Raw genomic sequence first — 24,910 nt, forward strand, 5'->3', positions numbered from 1 at the left:
GCTATTCGTCACGCCATAGGTAATTGCCCATGGTGTGGTTACTCTGAAAAATCGAATTGAGAATTATTTCGTCATTTATGACACTGCGTAGGCTTGGTGTTTCAGAAAGCAATGACACCCCCATGTTCGCGCGGCCATCAACGAGATCATATCCCATCGCATTAAGAAGTGTTGGATAAATATCGAGAGCGATGCCCTCTTTGTCGATTGTACGAGGCTGCGATCCGTCAGAATAGTAAAACAAATTCCGTCGAGCATCTTGGTTGCTTGATAGTGAGCTCGTCATAGAACTGCTCCGAGCGAAATGATCGCTCATGACAGCGACAATGGTATTTTCACTTAAGCCTTTTTCATCAAGGAACTGGTTCAGCTCTTGCAAATGGATGGCCGTGCAACGTATTGCGTCGGGAATGCCAGAACCGGTTTTTTCAACATCTTCTGGTTCACAGGTTGTATCCAAGAAACCATCTGGACCATGTGTTGAAAGTGTCAACATGGAAAATACAAATGGCTTGTCTTGCGATGCAAGATACGAAAGCTCATCGCGCGCCTTGTCGAACAACACTTCATCATTAAATCCCCAAATATTTCGCCGACCTTCTTGTTCGGGCATTGGGACTGAATCTTCGTCAAAAAAACGAGAGAAGCCGTGGCTGGCAAGAAAGCCACGTTTAGAGTATTTTTTAGTACTCGCGCCATTCATGTAGGATAAAATATACCCATCCTCGGACAAAATATCACCCAGACAGCGGATTTTTGGCATGAATGTTTCCACAACAACACCAGAGTTTTTGTTCCCATAAAGGCCGTTGTTCAATGCTTTTGGCAATAAAGGAACACCGCATTGCGTGCCCACCATTCCTGCGATGGTATAGCTGGTGCCGATGGTTTGGTCGACATTGGTTGCGTTGATAGATTTATCTTCTAGCGCTTGGAGTTGTTTATAAACTTGCTTGGTTTCCGGAAGATCAACATAGCTTCGTTCCAAGCTTTCCAAATAGACCAATATCAAGTTTTTTTGCGTTGTTGGCCTTGCGATAATTTCAGGTTCTGTGATCAACTCTGATGCGGGATAGTTCGCGTGAACAGGATTTGGAACCACTTGGCGATATACGTATTGCGACAGCGGGCTAATCGCCAAATGCGCGATGCAAATCGCAAGCAAGACTTTTGAAAATGATGTGAGGATCTTATTTAAAAAATAGGCCGATAAAATCAAAAGCGAAACAAATGTCATTTCCAAGCCCGCCGCGGATGCAAAACTTCCACGTCCGATTGCAGCGACTTCTTCCATCCCATTGTCGCGGAAAAACAAAATGATGGGTTCCATGTCATTTGTGCCAAGCGTAATTTTCAACAAGGCGAAAGGCATGGAAATTAGCAGGATAAAAAGCCAAAACGCCAACGTACCATAGTGGGTGCGTTCGTTTTGTTGTTTTTTAGCAAAGAAAAATAATGCGACGAACAGAATGACGAAGGCATAAAAATAAATGGCTTCTGGAAATGAAACATAGTTTATCCGCGTGCCAGCAGTTGCAACCAAATAGTACAAGGACATAAGGCAAAATAAAAACTGTGCAATAAAACGCACTGTGAACATTGAAATATGCTTAATCATTTTGTCCCTTTGCGACGGCTGTGAATGGCTAGGCACCAAATCTATATGGCAAAACTATGAAAAAAATTAGAGTTGTTTGAAAATTCTCGTAAAAGTTGTCTTCAACGCCACATCCAGATCATCCATCGTCACAGGACCGCCCAAATCGACCAGACTGGTCACGCCGTGTTCGTTGATGCCACACGGAACGATGCCGTTGTAATGTGACAGGTCGGGTTCGACATTGATGCTGATCCCATGAAAGCTGACCCAGCGGCGCAGGCGCACGCCGATTGCGCCTATTTTGTCTTCGGGTGGGGTGCCAAGTGAGGTTAATGGTTTATCGTGGCGTACAACCCAAACGCCCACGCGCCCTTCGCGGCGTTCACCAACCACATTAAATTCCGCAAGGGTTTGAATAACCCATTCTTCCAAGTTCCAAACAAGTTTGCGCACATCTTTGCCGCGTTTGTTCAGATCCAACATGGCATAGGCCACCCGTTGCCCCGGCCCGTGATAGGTATATTGACCACCCCGCTGGGATTTATAAACGGGGAAACGATCAGGATCCACCAGATCGGCGATATCCGCACTTGTCCCTGCGGTATAAAGGGGGGGATGTTCCACCAACCACACCTGTTCAGGGGCGGTGCCCGCAATGATATCGGCCACACGATTTTCCATCGCATCAACCGCCAATTCATAGGGTGTTAACCCATCGCTAATTTTCCAATCTAACATGAGGTGGTTTTGGCAAAAATGAACAGCAACGTCCAGTTGATAAACAACATAACAGAATCGCATAAAACCGCTTCACAAGTTGGAACGGCTTCGTTATATCGCCCATACCTTAATGTGCGGCCGTGGCGGAATTGGTAGACGCGCAGCGTTGAGGTCGCTGTTCCTTAACCGGAGTGGAAGTTCGAGTCTTCTCGGCCGCACCAAAACAATCTTTAAGCTATTATTATTTATGCAGTTTTACAGATCACTTGCGTAAATTTCAGCCATACCGAATACAGATTCTTTTAGAATGAGTGTTGCAATGCGATATTTTTTGCGCAAAGCTATGCACTGCTCGAACTGACAAAGATCAGGCAATGGGCAAAATGGGAGAATATTTTTGGCTGCTAGCGAAAGTGACAAAGACTTCGTTGTCTTTGACCGCGTACAGAAAAGTTACGACGGTGAACAATTGGTCGTAAAGGACCTTAATCTGAACATCGGTAAGGGCGAGTTTTTAACAATGCTTGGCCCATCGGGTTCTGGTAAAACCACCTGCTTGATGATGTTGGCGGGGTTTGAAACCGCCACGCATGGTGATATTTTGCTGGGCGGCAAGCCGATCAACAACATCCCACCGCATAAACGCGGCATCGGGATGGTGTTTCAAAATTACGCGCTGTTTCCGCATATGACCGTGGGTGAAAACCTGTCGTTTCCGTTGGAAGTGCGCAACATGAGCAAATCTGTGCGCGAGCAAAAAGTCAAAGATGCGCTTGATATGGTGCAGATGGGCGATTTTGCAGGGCGGCGCCCCGCGCAGTTATCTGGTGGTCAGCAACAACGTATCGCATTGGCGAGGGCATTGGTGTTTGAACCGCAATTGGTGTTGATGGACGAACCGCTGGGCGCGTTGGATAAACAATTGCGCGAACATATGCAGTATGAAATCAAACATTTGCACGAACGTTTGGGCGTGACGGTGGTATACGTAACTCATGATCAGTCAGAGGCATTAACAATGTCTGATCGTGTTGCGGTTTTCGAAGATGGCCGTATTCAACAACTGTCCAGCCCCGATGATCTGTATGAACGCCCCGAAAACGCGTTTGTGGCACAGTTTATAGGCGAAAATAACAAGCTGTTTGGCAAGGTTGAGGCGATCACCAAAGGTGTTGCCACGGTCAAGCTCCCCATGGGTGGCGTGGTCAAGGCCAAGGCAGTGAATTGCGAAAAGGGACAGGATACAACCCTGTCGATCCGCCCAGAGCGGGTGAAGCTGGGTGCAAGCAAATCCAGCAACGCAACAGATGCCAAAGTTTTGGAACTGATTTATTTAGGCGATCATATTCGGTGCCGCATGAATGTGCATGGCAACGAAGATTTTGTGGTCAAGGTTCCCAATGCAGCAGGGCATAAACATTTGTCTGTTGGTGAAACAACGACAGTGTCATGGCTTGCAGAAGATTGTCGCGCGCTCGACGCTTAAGGCGTGCGAATGAACACCTTTTGGGGCAAAGCCCAATCCTAAAAGGCCAAAAATAATGGGTACTAACAAGGAGAGAGTTTATGAAACTCAAATCATTACTACTAGGCGCGGCGGCAACAACGCTTGCAGCTGGCGCAACAGCGGGTGAAATCACTGTTGTATCATGGGGTGGCGCATACACCACTTCACAAGTCGAAGCATATCACAAACCGTGGATCGCAGAGACAGGCAACACAATCCTGTCCGAAGATTATAACGGTGGTCTGGCTGAAATTAAATCACAAGTGGAAGCGGGCAACGTCACATGGGATCTGGTCGATGTTGAATTGTCGGACGCTGTTTTGGGTTGCGACGAAGGTTTGTTGGAGCCAATCGATCCATCAATCCTGCCAGCTGGTGCCGATGGCACAGCGGCAACGGACGATTTCTTGCCCGGTACATTGCACGAATGTGCGGTGGCCAACATCGTTTGGTCGACCATTTTTGCATATGACAGCTCAAAGATGGCAAATGGCCCAACGAAAATCGGCGATTTCTTTGACACAGCAACATATCCTGGCAAGCGTGGTTTGCGCAAAGGTCCAAAGGCAAACCTAGAATTGGCATTGGCCGCTGACGGTGTTGCAGCAGAGGATATCTATGACGTGTTGTCCACACCAGAAGGCGTTGATCGTGCGTTTGCAAAGCTTGATACCATCAAGGGCGACGTTGTTTGGTGGGAAGCGGGCGCACAGCCACCACAATTGTTGGCAGATGGTGAAGTTGCAATGACAACCGCGTATAATGGCCGTATTTTCAATGCAGTAGCAGCCGAAGATAAACCATTTTCAATCGTTTGGGATAGCCAAATTTATGACCTAGATTTGTGGGTAATTCCAAAAGGTGCGCCAAACAAAGATCTGGCGATGGAATTTTTGGCCTATTCAACGGCAACTGAACAGTTGGCCGCACAGGCGTCATATATTTCATATGGTCCAGCGCGTAAATCATCTGCACCGTTGGTGGGTTCATTCCACAACAAACCAGATCTTGCGATGGGGCCACAAATGCCAACAGCGCCAGAAAACTTTGGTACTGCGATCCAGAATGATTTTGAATTCTGGGCCGACAACACAGACGAGCTGAACGAGCGTTTCAACGCTTGGTTGGCTGGCTGATTACAACAATCGCGCAAGGGGATTTGCCCCTTGCGCATCACTGCTTTGGGTGATGACCACCCAAGATTACAGCGATTTGGAAACCTAACCCCATGAGCGACGTTGCAAACGGCCCTGTATTGGCCGCAGATGGCACCCCCCTTAAAAAACGCCTCGGCCAAGCGTTATTTCGCAGCAAGCTGCGCGCATTTGGTTTGGTTGTACCGCTGTTATTATTGATCTTAATGGCGTTTCTTGCGCCCACACTCGTGTTTTTGAAACGCGGTGTTTACAACGATGAATTTGCAAAAGTGATGGTAAATTCCCAACCATTACTTGCCGCATGGGACGCCAAAAGCGAACCCAGCGATGAAATGTTCAACGCATTGCACGCCGATTTGGTGCAATCGCGCAAAGATAAATCAATTGGCCGTGTCGCCACGCGCGTGAATCGTGAATTGTCTGGCACACGATCAATGTTCACCAGCACCGCGCGCAAGGCCGAAAAAATGGAGCCGCCATTCAAGGACGCATTGATTGACGCCAATAAAAAATGGGCGAATATCGAAGTGTGGGAGGCGATGAAAATTTCCAACAAGTCTTGGACGCCTGCGTATTTGGCCAATGCCGTTGATTTGAAATACAACGCCGATGGCAGTTTCGAGCGTAAATCAGAGGAACGGCGCATTCACATAAAACTGTTTGTGCGCACAATGGAAATATCGGTGATCGTGACATTGCTGGGTGTTTTGCTTGGCTATCCCGTTGCATTTTTAATGTCGAGCTTGCAAGCGCGCACCGCAAACCTGTTGTTGATCCTTGTTCTGTTACCGTTTTGGACATCGCTTTTGGTGCGTACAACTGCTTGGATCGCGCTGTTACAAGGCGAGGGTGTGATGAATGATTTGTTTGTGTTGTTCGGTTTGGCCGAGGATCAAAACAGGTTTTCATTGATCTACAACAAAACAGGCAGCTTGATCGCGATGACGCATATTTTGCTGCCGTTTATGATTTTGCCGCTCTATTCGGTGATGAAAACAATTCCGCCAACCTACGTTCGTGCGGCCAAATCCATGGGTGCATCGAATTGGACCGCGTTCTGGCGCGTCTATTTCCCACAAACGATCCCGGGCATCGGAGCAGGTGGCATTTTGGTTTTCATCCTTGCGATCAGTTTTTATATCACACCCGCATTGGTGGGCGGTGAAAGCGGCACGATGATTTCCAATTTCATCGATTTCCACATGCGCGATTCATTGAATTGGTCATTGGCGGCCGCGATGGGGGCGGTGTTGTTGGTGATCGTGCTGTTCTTATACTGGCTCTATGATCGGATCGTGGGCATTGATAATATGAAGTTAGGATAATCCAGTCATGCAAAGTTATCGTTATATCCCGCCAAAACCCCCGATGTGGTTCAATTTGGCATGGACTGCTGGATTTGGCGCCATCGCGGGTTTTTTAACCGCACAGGGCGAAATTGCCCGCATGATCCCTTATGCGTTGATTGGTGCCGCGATTTTTGCAGCACTGGCGTTTTGCGCAATTACATTCGTGAAATCAAAAAACATTTCTGGCCTGTTGGGTGCGGTGGTGTTTTTTGTGCTTGGGTTTGGTTTTATCGGCCTGTCATACGGTGTGTTGATGGGGGTGATTGGTTGGATCATTGGGCGCATGTCAATCTGGTTATCAACTGGTGAATACCGCGCGAACCAACCACCATATTCCAGTTCAAACGAAGTGTTATGGTTTTACAGTTTCCGCACCATTTGCGGATTTATATTCGTGTTCCTGATCGCACCGATCATCGTAGTGATGCCATTGTCATTTAACCAAGAACCTTATTTTAGTTTTACCGCCGGAATGATGTCGTTTGATCCAGACGCATATTCATTGCGCTGGTACCAAGATATTTTCCACAATGGCATGGCCGCCCCTGATGCGGTTGTCGGTTGGTGGAGCGATATGTGGAACAACGCGCAATGGGTGCGTTCGGTACGCAACAGTTTCTTTATCGGGACGATGGCAACAATCCTTGCGACAAGCTTGGGTACATTAGCGGCGATTGGGCTGTCACGCCCCGAAATGCCATATCGACGTGCGATTATGGCGCTGTTGATTTCGCCGATGATTGTGCCCCTTGTGATTATCGCATCTGGCATGTTCTTTTTCTTTTCTGATATGCGTTTCATTGGATATGAAAACGGCGTTGCGAAAACCTATCTGGGGATGATTATTGCCCATGCGGTTTTGGGAACGCCCTATGTGATTATTACCGTGACCGCGACCTTGGTTGGGTTTGATCAAAGCTTGGCACGCGCTGCGGCCAATATGGGGGCATCGCCTGTACGCACCTTTTTCAAGGTACAGATGCCCTTGATCCTGCCCGGTGTTATTTCGGGTGCATTGTTCGCGTTTATTACCAGCTTTGACGAAGTGGTTGTGGCATTGCAAATGGCCAGTGTGAAACAACGCACCATCCCACGTCAGATGTTTAGCGGCATTCGTGAACAAATCAGCCCGACAATTTTGGCGGTTGCCACGATTTTGGTGATCTTGTCGATTATCTTGCTGACGGTCGTTGAATTGTTACGCCGCCGCAGTGAAAAAATGCGTGGTATGAGCCCAGGTTAACGGGCGCCAATTCGAATATTTAGACAAAATGGAATTGGGGGTGTTATGCCCCCAAGAACGCAAGCCAAGCTGAAATCGTGAACACGCTGATTGCTGTGAGTATCACCACTGCGGATGCGGCCGTGGCCTTGCCCCGACCATAGAGATTGGCAAAGATATATGTGTTTACCCCCGGCGCCATGGCGGCGGTGATCACCACCGAATTGCGTTGAGCGATAGACAGATCAAACACATATTGCGCGAGCAGATATGCGAATGCTGGGAATAAGATCAGTTTGAGGATACCAAGCACAGCGACCTCTGGCAGGTTGTTGGTAAAATGATAACGCACCATCACCCCACCAAGCGCGAACAAGGCACAGGGGAGCGCCGAGCGCACCATCATTTCAATCGCCGAGTTGAGTACAGTTGGCAGGGTCACACCGCTAAAGTTCACCAAAAATCCAAGCATCAGACCAATGGCAAGGCTGTTTTTGAAAATCGCCATAAGCACGGATTGAAACGTTGCCATTGCGCCGCGACCATCGGCGCGTAAAACCTCCATCGAAGTAATACCAATGATGTAACAAAACGGTGCGTGGATCGAAATCAATGCGTAATTTGCCGTCAGAGAATCCGCACCAAACGCGCGTTCCATGATCGGCAATCCCAACAGAACCATGTTCGAAAACAGCGCGGTAAACCCGATAGATACGGACGCACCCGGTGTGCGTTTAAATCCAAATGCCGCGATCAGACCAGAGAGCACAAAGATGCTGGTGGCGGGGATGTAATAGGACAAGATCAAATCAAGGCTAAACACCGCAGCAAGATCAAGATTTGCCACGGCTGTGAACAACAGACATGGGATGGCATAGGTTTGCGTGAAATTCATCAGCGCATCGACGTGAGGTTCGGCAAACATGCCTTTCCACACAGTAAAATACCCAGCTCCAATAATGAGGAAGACTGGGAGAACAATTTCAACAATAGAGAGCATTAGATTTCTGCCGTGATTTGTAGGCCGTCATAGGCGGCGGTGACGTGATCGGGGGTGTCGTCACAGATCGTTTGATAATCCAGATCGACATGCATGTTGGTCAGGATCGCGCGTTTGGGCGCGTATTTTTCAATCCATTCCAGTGATTGCGCAAAATGAGTGTGGCTGGGATGTGGCGTGTATCGCAGCGCATCAAGAATCCAACAATCCAGATCACCCATGGGCGCATCGGCTGGCACGCTGGAAATATCAGGGGTGTAGAGTAGATCATTGATACGGATTGCACGCGCCGTGATATTTCCGTGTTCCACATCAAAGCTGTCAATCGTGATCGAACCACCCGCGCCATCTATTATTAGGTTTTCGGGCAGATCGTTCATTTTAAGGATAGGGGGATAAGGGCTCCCGGCTGGTGTCTCGAACGTATAGCCAAAACGCCCCATGATCGCTGCACGCGCCGATGGTGCGGCGTAAACATTGATCAGTTCGCGCATATTGATCACCACCATGCGCAGATCATCCAGCCCATGCAGGTGATCCGCATGTTCATGGGTATAAATCACAGCGTCCAGTTCACCGACATTTGCGTTTAACAATTGTTGGCGCATATCGGGGGATGTGTCGATCAACACATTTGTTGTGCCGTTCGCACCGATGCGTTGCACCAGAAGCGAGCAGCGTAACCGACGATTGCGTGGGTTGTTGGGATCACAAGCGCCCCAGTTGTTGCCAATGCGTGGCACACCGCCGGAGGAGCCACAGCCAAGGATGGTGAATTTGACTTCCGACATCATGGTTTCATCCATGCGGCAGCCTTGGAAAACAGGCGATCAAAATTGGCGGTGGTTTGGGCGGCGAAAGTTGCGTAATCAACACCGAATACTTCTGCACCTTTTTGCGCGGTATGGGCGCTAAAGGCGGGTTCATTGCGTTTGCCGCGATGGGGGACGGGTGCCAAATACGGGCTGTCGGTTTCGACCAATACCCGATCAATGGGGGCAGCAGCAAAAATATCGCGCAAGTCTTGGCTTTTGTTAAATGTCGCAATGCCAGACATCGACAGGTAAAAATCCAGATCAAGCGCGGCCTTGGCCAATTCGGCACTTGATGAAAAACAATGCATCACACATGTATATGCGCCGTTGTCATAGCCTTCGCGCAGGATTTGCGCCATGTCGTCATCTGCCGCGCGGGCATGAATGATCAGCGGAAGGCCTGAATCGCGTGCGGCATCAATATGAATGCGCAACGATTGTTTTTGAATATCGGCGCTGTCGGCGGTGTAATGATAATCCAAACCCGTTTCACCAATACCCACCATTTTTGGGTGTTTGGTGAGGGCGAGCAATTCATCAACGGATGTTAATGGTTCTTCGGCGGCGCTCATTGGGTGGGTGCCTGCGGCGTAAAACACGCAATCATTTGCATCTGCAATCGCACGCACCGATGGTTCGTTGCGCAAACGTGTGCAGATCGTCACCAAACGTGCAACGCCCGCATCATTTGCGCGTTTGATCAATTCGGGAATTTCGCCGTCAAAATCAGGGAAATCAAGGTGGCAGTGACTGTCAACGATTGAAGGGTTTGTCATTATATTGGCCCGTTCAGCGCCGATTAGTTACGCGCCGTTTCATCAAGTTTAAGAAACATATCTAGGATGACAGAGGAAGGGTCAAGGTTCACCGCGCGCGCATGTGTTGAACGTGATGTGATTTCTTGCAACAGATTGGCCCATTTACGTGCAGCCATCGCATCGGGTGCGAGTTTTGCGAACAGGGCCGCTTCGCCCTGTGCGGCCTCGATCACACTTTCGGGTTGCAATGCGCCGTAGCGGGCAAGACGGGCAAGGAATGTGGAAAACAGGCGCAATGTCATGTCGTATTTTTGTTCCGCCGCTTTGCCAACACAACTACTAGCAAGGGCAAGTGCGGCCGTGCGATCGAGCCCGGGTGCACGCGCGGAAATTGAGACGATCGATGAATAAAGCTTTAATCCATCCGCGCCTAGCATTTGAATGGCTTGTCCTGCCGATCCATCGGCAAGGGTGGCAAGCGCAAGGCTATTTTGTGATGCTTCGAATCCTGCCTGCGCCAATGCCCCGTCCAAATCTGTTTCATTCAATTGCACACAGCGCAATTCGCGACAGCGTGATCGAATGGTGGGCAACAGGCGCGCGGGTTGATGGCAGACCAACAAAAGGATCACCTTTTCTGGCGGTTCTTCCAAGATTTTGAGCAATGCATTGGCGGCCGGTGTGTTCAATTCGTCCGCTGCATCCACAATCGCCACACGCCAACCACCATCGGCGGCGGAAAAATTGAAAAAGCTTTTCAATTTGCGCACTTCGTCAACGGTAATCGCCTGTTTTAACTTTTTGGATTTTTCATCATATGGGCGACGTGCCAAAAATAACCGCGGCTCGCCCAGTGCAGCCATGCGCCGTGCAACGGGATGATCGGATGGAACCGATAAATCGTTTGGCGAGGGGGCAGCATCGGCAAACATGCCACCATCATCATCAGGTTGTGCCAATAAAAAACGGGCGATGCGCCATGCCAATGTGGATTTGCCCACGCCACGTGGGCCATTTATCAGCCATGCGTGATGCAAACGACCTGAATTGAATGCGGTTAAAAACGTATCTTCGGCGGCGGATTGTCCGATTAGTTTTTCGGTCAAGCGTGGGTGGGGTGCGCCATCAATCACATCGGATTGTGGGATTGCATCGTCGCTCATGCGATTGCGGCCTTGGCGATGCTCAAAACATCGGATGCGATGGCATCAATGGCGCGATTGCCGTCAATCACGCGACAACGATTGGTGTTTTCCTTGGCCAATGCCAAAAAACCCGCACGCAAATCCATTTGAAATTGCAAACCAAAATCTTCGAAGCGATCTTCGCCGCTATTTCGCGCCAAACCACGGGTCAGCGCTTGTTCTGGATCAACGTCGATGATGAATGTCAGGTCTGGTTCAACTTTAATAATTGTGTCGTGGAGAGCATCAACAGTCCCACGCAGATCAGCGCGTGCGACACCTTGGTATATACGCGTAGAATCGGCGAAACGATCCGAAATCACCACGGTACCATTTGCCAGTGCAGGGCGGATGGTTTTTTCCAAATGGTCACGACGTGCGGCGGTGAATAACAAAATTTCCGTTTCGGGAGACCAGCGATCGGGGTCACCCTCGACCAGCAATTTGCGTATGTCTTCTGCGCCCACACTGCCACCTGGTTCGCGTGTGATGATAACATCAATGCCTTGATCGGCCAGTGTTTTGGCCAATAATTTCGATTGTGTGGATTTTCCCGAACCGTCGATACCTTCGAAGGTGATAAAAATGGCGGTCACGCGATTACTCTTTTGCGAAAAATTTGCCGCCCAAAACATCCTTGCTCAGGATTTCGGCAGAGGCACGCATACGCGACAAAAGCCCACCCTTGGCAACTTCTTTTCCAGCATAAAGCGGGTATTTTGATGGTTCCATCCCGTCAGGAATAACCGTGAGCGTAGCAATCGGTTTATCGGTGCTAATCGGTGCGGCGATGGGGCTTTGGTAATTCACTTCTAATTTTACGGGCGTGTTTTTGTTATATGGGGCAAGTGTTGTAATGCCCTCTTTGGATACCAGATTGACGGTGTTTTCCTTGCCAATCCATACCTTGGCCGATGCGATGCGTGTGTTTTTTTCAAACAGATCCTTTTTCACGAATTGCCGAAACGCCCAGCTGGTTAAGCGTTCTGCCTCATTCGCGCGATCAGCCTCTGAATTTAGGCCCGTGATCATAAAGATAACCCGACGATCACCTTGTTTCGCAGAACCAACCAAACCATATCCCGCTTCTTCGGTGTGACCTGTTTTGAGACCATCCGCACCAATGCCCAGTTTCAACAACGGGTTGCGGTTTTTCTGGGTGATATTATCCCATGTGAATTCTTTTTCCGCGAAATATGCGTAAAATTCAGGGAATTCAGTAATGATGCGATTGGCCAAGAACACCAAATCACGTGCGCTCATGCGCTGGCCAGGGTGCGGCCAGCCCGTGGAATTGGCAAAAATGGATGATGTCATGCCAAGTTCTTTGGCACGTTCTGTCATTTGACGGGCGAACTCTGCCTCTGATCCTGCCAAAGCCTCGGCCACGGTAACGCAAGCGTCGTTACCTGATTGCACGATGATACCGCGCAACAGGTTATCAACCGATACGCGTTCCTTGGCCCGCAGGAACATTGTGGAACCGCCCATATTATGAGCCTTTTCCGATACAGGGAATTTCGTATCAAGCGAAATGCGCCCTGCGCGCAACGCTTCGAATAACATATTCAGCGTCATCAGTTTGGACATAGATGCAGGCGGCACCGATTTATCGGCATCCTTGGCCAATAAAACCGTACCCGTGGTTTGATCCACCAACATCGCCGATTTTGCAAGCGTTTCAAATGCTTGTGCCGTCGATGTGTTGGCTAACAAGCCAATACATGCCAAAATCCGAACCAGACGCATCAATATTATCCTTTTACCAAATAGGCATCGTTAAAGCCCATTGCCTTGACCTTGCTCAGCAATGTTTTTTGCGACGAACCTGTATCCGCAGGGCCAGCAAGCACGCGCCAAAACGATTTGCCTTTTGCTGATGATGCCACGATTTTCCCAGAAATGCCGTTTGATTTCAACTGTGCCAACGTCGCGTCAGCATTTGCCTGAACGCTAAAGAAGCCCATTTGCACGTAACGTGCATTCGCGCTTGCCTTGGGGGCAGGGGCGGCGGCGGGTTTTGCTGCCGCTGGTTTGGCCGCCACAGGTTTAACATCCGTTGGGCGAGGCAATGGCTTCACCATGGATACCATTGTGTCATCATTTGCGCCCGATTGTGCTGCTGGCGATGCGTCAAGCGATGTTGCCGCCACGGTTTCAGGTTCACCTGCCGCCGTTACATCCGATGCCATTTCATCTGCGGGTCCAGCGACGGGAACTTTTTTCGTGCGCATCGCGGTGACGGTTAATTCAACGGGCCCGCCAGCAAGTGCGCCAATCGCCTCTGCTGCATCTGACGATAATTGGAATTCAGGGCCGGGGTTATCGCGTTCACGACGAAATAATGCGCCGATCACAAATTTACCGTTGGCGTTGTTTTTAATAATAACACGTTCTGGCTTTTTATTGTCTGGGTGTGCAACCCAAACGCCACCCAATGATGGGCGACCATCCCATAAACCCTTGGCAGTTTTTTCGAACACTTCGGGTGCTTCGACGTCTTTTTCGACGGTCTTTCCAAGAAAACCTGGACTTGCGGCATCCGTGCCGGCTGTGCCAGTTGGTTTATCTTTTGCCTTCAAAAAATTTGGTGTTTTACCTTCTTCACAGGCAGATAAGCCCGCGAAAAGCAAAAAGCTGCAGGCGATTTTGGTGGGGAGTGCCCCAATAAATTTGCGTGTCACGCCGATCCTCCTGTTGCCACCCGCTGTTTTTCAGCTTGTTCGTGGCATACTGTCTAACCTCTGGGCATAATTTTGCCGCTGAACAACAGTTTAACAGGCTGAAAACATAATGAAAGCGTGTTCTTGTCAAAAAAAATGCTAATGGCGGTGTTTTGCCACCGAAACGGGCTTGCAGTTTCCGCTCGTGGGATTTATGCAGCATCTCGTAAACGATCATGTTCGCAAGTTTTTGCGATCAATGACACGGAGAGGTGGCAGAGTGGTCGAATGCGGCGGTCTTGAAAACCGTTGAACTGCGAGGTTCCCAGGGTTCGAATCCCTGTCTCTCCGCCACATTCAAAAACATCACATTGATGTATGTTTTTGTTTTTATTAATTAATTTTTGATTAAAGTTAGCTGTTCGCGGTTGCCTTCAATGTATTAAGTTAATTTTGCTACGCATTCTGCTACACATTGTTCGTTGCATAGACTCTGCAAAATGCATAGATTTGCACCCATGAAAGTACACTTGCGCGAAAACACATATTACATACGCCGCCGTGTTCCCAAAAGATTTGCAGATATTGAATCGCGCCGTGAGGTTTGGTTGTCCCTTCACACCGATAGCTTGCAGATCGCGAGGGAAAAGGCGCAGACCGTATGGAACATGACCGTTCAATGCTGGGAAGATACCCAGCAAGGCAGACACGATAACGCTGCCACGCAATACGAAGCCGCAAAGAGATTGGCCGCTGCCAGAGGCTTTAAATTCATGCCTGCCAATGACGTTGCGCAACTGCCCTTGCAACAGATCATTAAGCGCGTTGAGGCATCCCACGACAATGGCGACAGGATAGAACGCAACGGCCGCGCAATACTTGGTCTGGCCAAACCGCCACAAATCAACATAAGCGCCGCGCTCGATGAATATTGGGAATTGGCCAAGGATAAGGAAGTCGGGAAAAGCCCCGATCAGGTGCGCCGTATGAAAAACCCGCGCATCAAAGCAATCAACAATTTCATATCTGTCATTGGTGATAAGCCCATCGCAGAAATCACCCGCGACGACATGCTTGATTTTCGTGATTGGTGGATGAACAAGATCGCAAAAAGAAACATGTCGGCCAACAGCGCCAATAAAGACTTCACGTATCTGGCCAGCACCTTGCAAACGATCAACAAGATGAAACGCTTGAATCTGGATTTGCAAACATCTGACATGCGATTGAGTGAAGGTAAAAAGAAACAACGCCCCGCATTTGATAATGATTGGATTAAGCGCGTATTGGTCGCACCGGACACTATGGAAAACCTGAATAGCCAAGCGCGGGACATTACCTTGACTTTGGTCAACACAGGTGCGCGGCCATCCGAAATCGTTGGCTTGTTGCCCGAACACATACATCTTAACGCTCCAGTGCCATACATTGAGATATTGCCCGAAGGCAAAACGCTTAAAAGCGATGCAAGCGAACGTGAATTGCCCTTGGTCGGTGTTTCGCTTGAAGCGATGAAAAGAAACCCAGCTGGTTTCCCCCGATACAGAGGTAAACGCACCTATTCGGCCACGATCAATAAATACCTGCGCGACAACGGACACATGCCCAGCGCCGCGCATACCATCTATGGCCTGCGCCATACATTCCAAGATAACATTCAAGCGCTGGGCATCAGTGATCGCTTTGACCGCGATCTTATGGGGCACTCCCTGCGCCGCGAACGGTACGGTAAAGGTGCCACGCTTGAGATGAAACAGGAAATCTTGCATCAGATTGCGTTTTAACTACTGCCCCACATAGGTCTAGTGATGCGGTAACATCACTTTGATTGCACAATCTACATACAAAGCCACTACTTTTTGACATGCATCAGTCAAATCGTGATCCAAATTTCCGCATTTTTCCTTCATGTCCAAGCCTCCATGCGACTTGAGCAAGAGTTTCTACTTCGCGCTGGACAAATTTGTTGAAATTTTATCATAGCTATCGATACGTCATTGACGCTAGACTTCAACTTTCATGATCTTTGCGGTTATGCAAAAATGCTCTCTGCCAATTTGGTTTGGATGTCGTGACGGCGGATTTTTTCAAAGATATGCCCGCAACTCAAACTTGTTTTAGAGTTTAGTACCTTGGTTTCAGCAGAATTCGCAGAACGACGGACGCAGCTTGGATAACAAAATGTGATCTAATTTGACCCTTTGGACTTTTCACGGCGATAGGCTTGCTTCGGGGTCGATCATGAATGTGTCACAAGACAGTCCGAGACAGTCGAAAGTGTCACGCTCTAAAAGAAAAGAAAAGAAAAGAAAATATAATATACCAAATCGACACAGAATGACGATTTAGTTGATTTGCAACATGATGAAATATGCAGATGTCACAGGTGCGTGAGTCGCAATTGGATGCACTTAGGCGCGCATAGAGAATTGCATCCTGATCAAACCTTGGAAAACCCGCGGTTGCGTTAAAATTTATGTTTAAGTTATTTAAATTTGTTTGATGACGGTGAGTGCCATGCTGCAATATCTCAAACATCGCAGCAATATAAGTCCGGCTTGAAGCGAGTTTTTTTAGCACGAACTGCAACTGCTTTAGTAATGAAAACCTGACAAAACCTTACATTTTAAAAAATGTAACGCGGTGCTCTGAAACCCGTTTTTGCGGCCATTTGTGATTAGAGTTATTGCTTTAACTTTCCAAGGCTGAGAAAGGTGCGAAAGCGATGAAAGCATCTAATTTTTCCGTCGTCCAAAAAACGTTCATTGTGAGGCAAAGAGAAGAAGGTACACTTGTTGCTGAGATTTTCCGGAAGGCGGAGTTCGTTGGCCGCAGGTCAAAAGCTCTGTACAATGCGCGAATTGGAATGCCTAGTAAAAGGTAGAAAGGGCGGAAAGCGGTCTTTCGCTGCGGCTTGCACCAAGATCAACCATGCGGACGAAGCTGCCGTTCGTCGAATGTGTCAACGGTAAAATCTGGAACGATATTCCCAAGAAGCAATGTCATTGTATTCTCCTATTGTTGTCTGAACACTTGTCTAAGTGGTGCCTGTGCTAGCTTCAGTGACAATGTCACCCATCTTGCCAAAAGGTATAAAATTAATATAAGTTAATGGCAGGAGGCACTATGAAACTCACATCTTATACCAATTTCGCCATGCGCTCTTTGCAGTTGGCCGCGCTGAAATCACCGAATTTGATTCGTGTTGATGATGTCGTTCGTGTCCATGGGCTTGCACGTCCGCATATTGTGAAGGTCGTGCATGAGCTGGGGCAGGCCGGTTATATCGTGACCCAGCGTGGGCGCGGTGGTGGGTTTCGACTCGCGAAGCCAGCGGAGGAAATCATCGTCGGTGATGTCGTCCGTCTGACCGAAGGTTCTTTGGATTTGGTGGAGTGTTTCAACCCGGAAAACAATACCTGTCCGCTGATTGGCATCTGCAAGCTGTCACGCGCTTTGCAAGACGCTACACGTGCGTTCATGGCTGTCCTCGACGATTTGACGCTGGCCGATATCGCATCAAACCGGAATGATCTATTGGCGCGGATTGCGCCCTTGGAGGAAGGCATCGTTGCCCCTGTCAGGAGTGTAAAATGACCATTTTAGATTGGACCGAGCGGTTTAAAGGGACGGCCGCACTCCCGATGGACGTTCGGGAGCGTTTGAACAAATCCGCTCGTGTTACTCATATGAAGAAAGGGGATCAGGTGTTCGGGCCGACGAATATCCCTGACAGCCTTTTCTTTCTGTATGATGGGCGCATCCGGGTTTCCCAAACCTCTGATGCTGGGCGTGAGATTGTGCTGTACCGTATTGAGGCGGGTGACAGCTGTGTGTTGACCACGGCCTGCATGTTGGCCGAAGAGGCGTATAATGCGGAAGGGATTGCCGAAACCGACGTGACAGTCGTGATCTTGCCCAAGCCCGCGTTTGACCGCCTGTCGTCTGAAGAAGATGCGTTTCGAAACTTCGTTTTCGCGGCCTATTCACGCCGCTTGATCGATCTGCTGCGCGTTGTGGATGACGTCGCCTTCGGGCGCATTGATGTCCGATTGGCAGAGCGACTTTTGGCGCTTGGCGATGGGCTGAAAGAAGTCCGAGCAACCCATCAGAACCTTGCAAGCGAACTCGGCACCGCCCGTGAAGTGATTTCACGGGTATTGAACGACTTTCAAAAACGCGACCTGATCGAACAATCGCGCGGATTGATTACGTTCAAAGACAAGGCGGGGATTGGGGCGATTGCACACTCTGCCTAACGGCTTGTTTCCTTTTTTGTCCGTTAGGTGACAATGTCACTGACGGTTGATTTTTGAAGTTATATCTCAATCCTAACTTTAAACGTTAGGAGATCGTTATGACAACCAATGTAGGTGCCATCGACCGCATCCTTCGCACAGCCTTGGGCGTGGTTTTACTCTATCTTGCATTTGCCAGTGGTATGGAGCTTTTTGCGTCACCGCTATTTAAGTATGGGGCAGCCGTTATCGGCATTGTCATGTTGGTCACGTCCACGCTGAAGATGTGCCCGATCTATTCGATCCTCGGCCTCAAGACTTGCAAGGACTGCTAGGGTGGAGACGTTGTTTACACCTTTCGCGTCTTTTGGCGGCGGATTGTTGATTGGTATTGGCGCTGTTTTGCTGATGTTGGGATTGGGTCGCATTCTAGGCGCAACTGGCATTATGTCCGGCCTTGTTTTCGCCGAAAATCGGGATGAGTTTGCATGGCGCGCTGCGATGGTCGTCGGCATGATCTTGGCACCGAGTCTGATCTTTCTGGTCACTGGCACGATGCCTGAATTGTCTGTTCCAGTCAGCCCAGCAATGATCGTCATCGGCGGCGTCATCGTCGGGTTCGGCGCAAGCCTTGGGTCTGGTTGCACGTCCGGGCACGGCGTCTGTGGCCTCTCACGGTTGTCAGTGCGCTCGATGGTGGCTGTTCCGACATTTATGCTGACCGCAGCGATCACAGTATACCTCATCCGTCACATATTTGGAGCATAGCACCATGAAACTGATCTTTGCTCTCTTTACTGGCCTCGTCTTCGGAGCAGGCATCGCACTCTCTGGCATGATGAACCCGGCCAAAGTCTTCAATTTCTTCGACGTGGCAGGCACGTGGGATCCAAGCCTCGCATTCGTGATGGGCGGTGCCGTTATCATCACTTTCATCGGCTACCGTTTGGTGTGGCGTCGTGATGCACCGTTTTTTGATGGCAGGTTTCAAATACCAACCCCGAACGTCATTGATGCGCGTCTGATCGGTGGATCGGCCATCTTTGGCATTGGGTGGGGGATCGCGGGCTTTTGTCCCGGTGCCGCCATCCCAGCAGTTGGAACAGGCCGCTGGGAAGTTGCACTATTCTTGGTTGCGGTCACCGCTGGGTTTTACGTGCGTCGACTGATCGCAGCGATCCTAAGCACGGCAAAAACAGCGTGAAGCGTTAAAGAAATCTTGGCGGCTGAAGACCGCTCGTACGGAAACGGAGAAAACAATGAAATATCCTATAGATATGGAGATCACCCCAGAGGTCGAAGCCTTCTTTGATGAGCCAACGAACACGATCAGCTACATCGTCAAAGACCCGACGTCTGACGCATGCGCAATCATCGATAGCGTCATGGACCTCGATTATGCCGCTGGCCGGATCACACATGTCAGCGCCGATCTGATGATTGACCGCATCAGGGAACGCGGCCTGACGCTGGAATGGATCATTGAAACCCACGTCCATGCAGATCACCTAAGCGCCGCGCCCTATATCCAGCAGGAATTGGGCGGCAAGATCGGTGTCGGTGAAGGCATTATGATTGTCCAAGAGACCTTTGGTAAGGTCTTCAATGAAGGCACAGAATTCCAGCGCGACGGGTCGCAGTTTGATGCGCTGTTCAAGGATGGGGACACCTATCAGGTCGGCAACATGACAGCCTTCGCGATGTTCACTCCTGGCCACACGCCTGCCTGTATGGTTCACGTCATGGGCAACGCGGCCTTTACTGGCGACACCTTGTTCATGCCGGATGGCGGTTCTGCGCGGGCCGATTTCCCGGGCGGAGACGCGGGCGTTCTCTATGACTCAATCATGAAGGTTCTAAGCCTGCCAGACGAAATGCGGCTTTTCATGTGTCACGACTACGGACCTGGCGGTCGCGACATCGCGTGGGAAACAAATGTTGCTGAAGAAAAAGCCAATAACATCCACGTTGGTGACGGAAAAACCAAAGAAGACTTTGTTAAATTCCGAACCGAACGGGATTCAAAACTGACAATGCCAAAGCTGATCATCCCGTCTTTGCAAGTGAACATGCGTGCGGGGGAAGTGCCAACGGATGAAGATGGAAACCCTATGCTTAAAGTTCCGATCAACGGTCTCTAACGCTAAAACTTCACAATAAATAATTTCAAAGGAGAACATCATGTCTAACCACACAACGATCGGCAACCTTAACAAAGCGCTTCAAATGGAAATGAGTGCCGCCCACCAATATCAGTTGCATGCACATGTGCTTGACGATTGGGGGCTTAATCTGCTTGCTGACAAGATGCGTGAGGAGCAAACTGAGGAAATTGGCCACTCAGACCTCTATATCGAGCGCATTTTATTCTTAAAGGGCACACCCGAGATTGCTTTTGCAAGTCCCCCGAAACGCGCAGAGACACTGCAGGAGATGTTCAAGGCGGACCTCGCTGACGAAGAAGAGGCAATCGACTTTTATTTCAAGGCCGCCAGGGAAGCCAATGAAGCGAATGATGTCGGGTCACGCATGCTTTTTGAGCAAATTGCGATTGACGAAGAGGCCCACAAAGCGTGGCTGGAGCTACAACTTGATCTTATAAATCGCCTTGGTGAAAAAGCCTACAGCGCGAAGCTTGTTTCATTCACTCAAAATGACGCTGCATCCTCGTAAGGCACCAACCTCGTGCGACCCACTCTAAGGCAGCGGGTGCAGAGATGCTAAACCCAAAAAGGCAAGACAATGGAAGTTAAAAAAATTACCGATAAAATCTCTGTCTCTCGGCAGATTTCTGTCGACAACATTGCAGAGATCAAGAAAGCTGGTTTTCGAGCAATCATTTGCAATCGCCCAGATGGCGAAGGGACAGACCAGCCCAGTTTCGAAGAAATTAAGAAGGCTGCAAAGAAAGCCAGCCTTGCCGCAGTCTACCTTCCAATTGAAACTGGGATGGTCACTGATGAAAACGTTGACGATTTCAGTGCGGTTCTGAAGGATCTGCCACGACCAATTTTGGGTTACTGCCGAACTGGTACACGCTCTGCGACGCTCTGGTCTTTACACGAAGCCCAGAAGCGCCCGTTACCTGAAATTCTGGCGGCAACAAAGGCCGCTGGCTATGACATGAATGGTGTCGCGCGCCGTGTCGCAAACGGGGGCAAAACGCCAACCCAACAGGGCGATGCAAAGTTTGATGTCGTGATTGTCGGTGGTGGGGCTGGCGGCATCGCGACGGCGTCTAGCATGCTCGCCCGTAAGTCAGGCCTTTCGATTGCCATCATCGACCCGTCCGACGTGCATTACTATCAACCGGGCTGGACGATGGTCGGCGGTGGTGTGTTCGACGCACGCGACACCGCGAAGACGATGGGGTCGCTCATCCCGCGTGGGGTGAAGTGGATCAAAGCAGCGGTAGCCGCGTTTGAACCGAAGAACAACGCTGTCATTCTCGACGGTTGCACAGTGGTCGCCTACGACCGTCTTGTTGTGTCCCCGGGGCTGAAGCTCGATTGGGGTGCCATTGAAGGGCTCGAAGAGACGTTGGGTCGCAATGGCGTGACGTCGAACTATCGCTACGATCTTGCACCCTACACGTGGCAGCTTGTTCAGGAATTGAAAGAAGGCCGCGCGCTGTTTACTCAGCCGCCGATGCCGATCAAATGTGCTGGTGCGCCGCAAAAGGCGCTGTACTTGTCAGGTGATGCTTGGTTCCGGAACGGGGCGCTTAAAGACATTGATATTCAATTTATGAACGCGGGTGGCGTGCTGTTCGGGGTGAAGGACTATGTGCCTGCCTTGATGAAATACATCGAAAAATACGACGCGACATTGAACTTCTTCAATACTCTCACATCCGTTGATGGTGCCGCGAAGAAAGCGACATTCAAAGTGGCAAAGCCTGACACAGACCCGACCGAGATCACCGTTGATTTTGACATGATGCATGTGTGCCCACCTCAGGTCGCGCCGGACTTTATCCGCGTGTCCCCGCTTGCTGACGCCGCCGGATGGGTGGACGTCGATCAAGCAACGCTGCGCCACAAAACCTTCGACAACATCTGGTCGTTGGGTGATGTGATGAACGCGCCAAACGCCAAAACGATGGCCGCCGCCCGCAAGCAAGCCCCGACCGTCGCGGAGAACATCGTGGCCGACATCAAAGGCCGCTCGCCTGTGGCGCAATACGATGGGTACGGGTCCTGCCCTCTGACAGTCGAGCGCGGTAAAATCGTACTGGCCGAATTTGGCTATGGCGGCGCGCTTAAGCCGAGCTTTCCGTCCTTCCTTCTGGATGGCACAAAACCAAGCCGCGCGGCATGGTTCCTCAAGGAAAAGCTACTCCCGCCGATCTATTGGCGGGCCATGCTCAAAGGCAAAGAATGGATGGCCAAACCCGAAGAGATCAAGGTTTCCGCTGAATAAGCGACTGCCTTGATTGCCACCGCAGTCCGTCAGGTTATCCCTGCCAAGGCGGTCTGCGGTCATAAATTTACCGACGCCACGCGAGATGTGTGAAGCGCCGCCATTTCTGGACCACTGCCATGAGAATACTTAGCCAATACCTTCCAATCCTTGATTGGGGCAGCCGCTACGGGCGCACCGCGTTGTCCAATGACATGATTGCAGCTATGATCGTGACGATCATGCTGGTCCCGCAATCGCTTGCGTATGCGTTGCTGGCCGGATTGCCGCCTGAGGCGGGTATTTATGCGTCCATCGCCCCCATCGTCCTCTATGCGATCTTCGGCACAAGCCGCACGCTAGCTGTTGGCCCCGTCGCAGTCGTGTCGCTCCTGACGGCGTCTGCAATCGGTCAAGTGGCCGAAACCGGCAATGCAGGGTACGCTATTGCCGCTTTGACTTTGGCTTTTCTGTCTGGCGGATTTCTGGTCCTGCTTGGTGTTTTTCGGTTGGGGTTCTTGGCTAACTTCCTGAGCCATCCAGTCATCGCCGGATTCATCACTGCCTCTGGTATTCTGATCGCTACCAGCCAGCTTAAACACATCTTGGGCGTGGACGCGCACGGGCACACCTTGCCACAAATGCTGGGGTCGATTTTCGAATACCTTGGACAGATCAACTGGATCACTGTCGTCATAGGGGTGGCAGCAACTGGATTCTTGTTTTGGGTCCGTAAGAACCTCAAACCCTTGCTCAATAGGCTTGGCCTGTCCCCATTGATGGCAGATGTGCTGACCAAAGCTGGGCCCGTGGCCGCCGTGGTTAGTACCACATTGGCCGTCTGGGCCTTTGATCTTGGGGATCGCGGCGTCAAAATCGTCGGCGACGTCCCGCAAAGCCTGCCCCCACTAACAATGCCAAGCCTGTCCCCTGATTTTATTGGGTCACTCTTGGTGCCCGCGATCCTGATCTCGATCATCGGGTTCGTCGAAAGTATCTCTGTTGCGCAAACCCTTGCTGCAAAGAAGAGACAACAGATTGATCCGAACCAAGAGTTGATCGGATTGGGTGCTGCCAACCTCGGCGCTGCTTTCACCGGAGGCTTTCCAGTGACGGGTGGTTTTTCGCGCTCTGTGGTCAACTTTGACTCGGGGGCCGAAACGCCAGCTGCTGGTATCTACACGGCCATTGGCCTCGCAATTGCCGCGCTATTCCTGACGCCGTTGGTGTATTTCCTGCCCAAAGCAACGCTGGCTGCTACGATCATCGTGGCTGTACTAAGCCTCGTGGATCTGTCCATCCTGAAAAAAACGTGGGCCTACAACCGCGATGACTTCGTAGCGGTCTTGGCGACTATCGTGTTGACGCTCGCCCTTGGGGTCGAAGTCGGCGTGGCGAGCGGGGTCACCATCTCGATCCTGCTGCATCTTTACAAAACCTCGCGCCCGCATGTGGCCGAGGTCGGGCTTGTTCCCGGTAGCGAACACTTCCGCAATATCCACCGCCATAGCGTTGAAACCGATCCGACACTCTTGTCGCTACGCGTAGACGAAAGCCTTTACTTCATTAATGCGCGCTTCTTGCTGGACTTGATCCAATCGCGCGTCAGTGAGGGCACAGAAATTCGCAACGTGGTGTTGATGTTCTCAGCCGTGAACGAAGTGGACTACTCGGCTCTCGAGAGCCTTGAGGCGATCAATCTGCGGCTCAAGGATATGGACGTTGGGTTTCATCTGTCAGAGGTGAAGGGACCTGTCATGGATCGTTTAAGGACATCTCATTTTGTTAGCAACCTGAATGGACGGGTATTTCTGTCGCAATACGATGCGGCCAAGGCTCTCACAACTAAATCCACAGAAAGTGGTTCATGAGTTTCTGTGTCTTAGTCAAAGGCGGAATAGCCAGTTTTGCCACAGCTGCGAGTGAATGCAGCGTGAGCAGTAGCTATGCTAATGAAAAGCGATTTTGGCGGCGACTTGTGAATATATATTTGATCCCCGCTGCGGTTCTAATGCATGACCACTTCGCTCGCTGCCAAGTGGTACAATACCTTCTACATATGCGGTATTTCTTACGCTGCGTGCGCGCGCAGCACAAAATAACAATGGCCGGGTTGGGCTCGAAAGCTGACATTCGCAGCCAAGACCATTAATGTCCGCTTCGAGCCCCTTTCAACCGATGCTGCGGGACGCACAAAAGACGGTTAAGACACTGCTTTTTTAATTTCAACACCGGGTGCATGAAGGCCCTTTTTTTGAATTAGTGAAGATTTCGAACCCATCTGCGGTCACACCCA

General features: G+C 50.2%; 23 protein-coding genes and 2 tRNA genes. 16 read left to right on the forward strand and 9 right to left on the reverse strand.

The window, feature by feature from the left end; genetic code table 11:
• Window position 1 precedes the first annotated feature (1 nt).
• Both IE094_RS10860 and lipB read right to left on the reverse strand, forming a co-directional pair.
• Complete coding sequence (locus IE094_RS10860) at window positions 2–1,558, reverse strand: sulfatase-like hydrolase/transferase (RefSeq protein ID WP_229802261.1); 1,557 nt, start codon at window positions 1,556–1,558, stop codon at window positions 2–4.
• A 126-nt stretch (window positions 1,559–1,684) separates the two neighbouring features.
• Window positions 1,685–2,338, reverse strand: coding sequence for a lipoyl(octanoyl) transferase LipB (gene lipB, locus IE094_RS10865; RefSeq protein ID WP_189640727.1), 654 nt, complete (start codon window positions 2,336–2,338; stop codon window positions 1,685–1,687).
• Window positions 2,339–2,454: 116 nt separating this feature from the next.
• Here lipB and IE094_RS10870 point away from each other — a divergent pair.
• The 5 genes from IE094_RS10870 to IE094_RS10890 all read left to right on the forward strand — a co-directional run bounded on the left by IE094_RS10870 (window position 2,455) and on the right by IE094_RS10890 (window position 7,576).
• Window positions 2,455–2,541 (forward strand) — tRNA-Leu (locus IE094_RS10870).
• A 176-nt stretch (window positions 2,542–2,717) separates the two neighbouring features.
• Window positions 2,718–3,806: an ABC transporter ATP-binding protein gene (locus tag IE094_RS10875; protein ID WP_189640728.1), complete on the forward strand. Its 1,089-nt coding sequence runs from the start codon at window positions 2,718–2,720 to the stop codon at window positions 3,804–3,806.
• A gap of 80 nt (window positions 3,807–3,886) precedes the next feature.
• Complete coding sequence (locus tag IE094_RS10880) at window positions 3,887–4,963, forward strand: ABC transporter substrate-binding protein (RefSeq protein ID WP_189640729.1); 1,077 nt, start codon at window positions 3,887–3,889, stop codon at window positions 4,961–4,963.
• A gap of 92 nt (window positions 4,964–5,055) precedes the next feature.
• On the forward strand, window positions 5,056–6,309 hold the full coding sequence (locus IE094_RS10885; RefSeq protein WP_189640730.1) for an ABC transporter permease: 1,254 nt from the start codon (window positions 5,056–5,058) through the stop codon (window positions 6,307–6,309).
• 7 nt (window positions 6,310–6,316) lie between these two features.
• Window positions 6,317–7,576: an ABC transporter permease gene (locus IE094_RS10890; RefSeq protein WP_229802263.1), complete on the forward strand. Its 1,260-nt coding sequence runs from the start codon at window positions 6,317–6,319 to the stop codon at window positions 7,574–7,576.
• A 43-nt stretch (window positions 7,577–7,619) separates the two neighbouring features.
• On the opposite strand, the gene IE094_RS10895 is transcribed toward IE094_RS10890, so the two are convergent.
• From IE094_RS10895 to IE094_RS10925, 7 genes are read right to left on the reverse strand one after another with little or no spacing between them, the layout of a single operon-like run.
• Window positions 7,620–8,555 (reverse strand): AEC family transporter, encoded by a 936-nt coding sequence (locus IE094_RS10895; protein WP_189640731.1) that lies wholly within the window; start codon window positions 8,553–8,555, stop codon window positions 7,620–7,622.
• Window positions 8,555–9,346, reverse strand: coding sequence for an MBL fold metallo-hydrolase (locus IE094_RS10900; RefSeq protein ID WP_189640760.1), 792 nt, complete (start codon window positions 9,344–9,346; stop codon window positions 8,555–8,557). The genes IE094_RS10895 and IE094_RS10900 overlap by 1 nt, the downstream gene beginning before the upstream one ends.
• Window positions 9,346–10,146 carry a TatD family hydrolase gene (locus tag IE094_RS10905; protein ID WP_189640732.1) on the reverse strand — a complete coding sequence of 267 codons (801 nt, stop codon included), beginning with the start codon at window positions 10,144–10,146 and terminating at the stop codon, window positions 9,346–9,348. The genes IE094_RS10900 and IE094_RS10905 overlap by 1 nt, the downstream gene beginning before the upstream one ends.
• A 23-nt stretch (window positions 10,147–10,169) precedes the next feature.
• Window positions 10,170–11,291 (reverse strand): DNA polymerase III subunit delta', encoded by a 1,122-nt coding sequence (locus IE094_RS10910; protein WP_189640733.1) that lies wholly within the window; start codon window positions 11,289–11,291, stop codon window positions 10,170–10,172.
• A complete protein-coding gene (gene tmk / locus IE094_RS10915; protein ID WP_189640734.1) occupies window positions 11,288–11,947 on the reverse strand; it encodes a dTMP kinase in 660 nt (219 codons plus the stop codon). Before tmk ends, IE094_RS10910 begins: the two co-directional genes overlap by 4 nt.
• The gene (locus IE094_RS10920) at window positions 11,913–13,061 is read right to left on the reverse strand and encodes a D-alanyl-D-alanine carboxypeptidase family protein (RefSeq protein WP_189640735.1); all 1,149 of its coding nucleotides are present in this window, start codon (window positions 13,059–13,061) and stop codon (window positions 11,913–11,915) included. The genes tmk and IE094_RS10920 overlap by 35 nt, the downstream gene beginning before the upstream one ends.
• 5 nt (window positions 13,062–13,066) lie before the next feature.
• Entirely contained in the window at window positions 13,067–13,996 is a 930-nt protein-coding gene (locus IE094_RS10925) for an SPOR domain-containing protein (protein ID WP_229802266.1), read from the reverse strand.
• Between the two features lie 245 nt (window positions 13,997–14,241).
• Here IE094_RS10925 and IE094_RS10930 point away from each other — a divergent pair.
• From IE094_RS10930 to IE094_RS10980, 11 genes are all read left to right on the forward strand, one after another.
• A tRNA-Ser gene (locus tag IE094_RS10930) sits at window positions 14,242–14,329 on the forward strand.
• 164 nt (window positions 14,330–14,493) lie between these two features.
• On the forward strand, window positions 14,494–15,759 hold the full coding sequence (locus IE094_RS10935) for a DUF6538 domain-containing protein (protein WP_189640736.1): 1,266 nt from the start codon (window positions 14,494–14,496) through the stop codon (window positions 15,757–15,759).
• Between the two features lie 1,342 nt (window positions 15,760–17,101).
• Window positions 17,102–17,572: an RrF2 family transcriptional regulator gene (locus tag IE094_RS10940; protein WP_189640737.1), complete on the forward strand. Its 471-nt coding sequence runs from the start codon at window positions 17,102–17,104 to the stop codon at window positions 17,570–17,572.
• On the forward strand, window positions 17,569–18,234 hold the full coding sequence (locus tag IE094_RS10945; protein ID WP_189640738.1) for a Crp/Fnr family transcriptional regulator: 666 nt from the start codon (window positions 17,569–17,571) through the stop codon (window positions 18,232–18,234). The genes IE094_RS10940 and IE094_RS10945 overlap by 4 nt, the downstream gene beginning before the upstream one ends.
• A gap of 98 nt (window positions 18,235–18,332) precedes the next feature.
• Window positions 18,333–18,548 carry a YgaP family membrane protein gene (locus tag IE094_RS10950; RefSeq protein WP_189640739.1) on the forward strand — a complete coding sequence of 72 codons (216 nt, stop codon included), beginning with the start codon at window positions 18,333–18,335 and terminating at the stop codon, window positions 18,546–18,548.
• Window position 18,549: 1 nt separating this feature from the next.
• Window positions 18,550–18,981, forward strand: coding sequence for a YeeE/YedE family protein (locus IE094_RS10955; protein WP_189640740.1), 432 nt, complete (start codon window positions 18,550–18,552; stop codon window positions 18,979–18,981).
• Window positions 18,982–18,985: 4 nt separating this feature from the next.
• A complete protein-coding gene (locus IE094_RS10960; protein WP_189640741.1) occupies window positions 18,986–19,417 on the forward strand; it encodes a DUF6691 family protein in 432 nt (143 codons plus the stop codon).
• A gap of 55 nt (window positions 19,418–19,472) precedes the next feature.
• On the forward strand, window positions 19,473–20,354 hold the full coding sequence (locus IE094_RS10965) for an MBL fold metallo-hydrolase (protein WP_189640742.1): 882 nt from the start codon (window positions 19,473–19,475) through the stop codon (window positions 20,352–20,354).
• Window positions 20,355–20,394: 40 nt separating this feature from the next.
• Window positions 20,395–20,886, forward strand: a complete 492-nt coding sequence (locus IE094_RS10970; RefSeq protein ID WP_189640743.1) for a bacterioferritin — start codon at window positions 20,395–20,397, stop codon at window positions 20,884–20,886.
• Window positions 20,887–20,955: 69 nt separating this feature from the next.
• The gene (locus IE094_RS10975) at window positions 20,956–22,635 is read left to right on the forward strand and encodes a bifunctional protein tyrosine phosphatase family protein/NAD(P)/FAD-dependent oxidoreductase (protein ID WP_189640744.1); all 1,680 of its coding nucleotides are present in this window, start codon (window positions 20,956–20,958) and stop codon (window positions 22,633–22,635) included.
• Between the two features lie 119 nt (window positions 22,636–22,754).
• Window positions 22,755–24,485, forward strand: a complete 1,731-nt coding sequence (locus tag IE094_RS10980; RefSeq protein ID WP_189640745.1) for a SulP family inorganic anion transporter — start codon at window positions 22,755–22,757, stop codon at window positions 24,483–24,485.
• Window positions 24,486–24,910: the final 425 nt, after the last annotated feature.

Source organism: Paramylibacter ulvae (assembly GCF_014652655.1).
Taxonomy (GTDB): Bacteria; Pseudomonadota; Alphaproteobacteria; order Rhodobacterales; family Rhodobacteraceae; genus Amylibacter; species Amylibacter ulvae.